The sequence below is a fragment of the Pseudomonas capeferrum genome (assembly GCF_013523055.1).
In the GTDB taxonomy this organism is placed as follows: Bacteria; Pseudomonadota; Gammaproteobacteria; order Pseudomonadales; family Pseudomonadaceae; genus Aquipseudomonas; species Aquipseudomonas capeferrum_A.
In genome coordinates, this window is record NZ_JAAMQM010000093.1 from 1 (window position 1) to 215 (window position 215).

The window sequence follows — 215 nt, forward strand, 5'->3', positions numbered from 1 at the left end:
GTACTGCCGCTCGGGATGGTGATCGTGGTGCCATCGGTGAGGGTGAACGTCAGGCCCGCATGGCCGGTGACTGGCAGGCCTTGGGCATTGCTCAGGGTCACGGTGTAGGTGATCTGACCGCCTTCGGCGACAGTGGTCTTGTCAGCGGTCAGGGTCGCCACGACATCGTTGATGGTGTCGGCGATCTGCACGGTGGCGGAGCCACCCAGCTGCAG

The 215-nt window shown here is 64.7% G+C and carries 1 protein-coding gene; it reads right to left on the reverse strand.

What is annotated here, in order from left to right:
- The coding region (locus G7009_RS27440; RefSeq protein WP_375139584.1) for an immunoglobulin-like domain-containing protein at window positions 1–215 on the reverse strand (215 nt) is incomplete at both ends.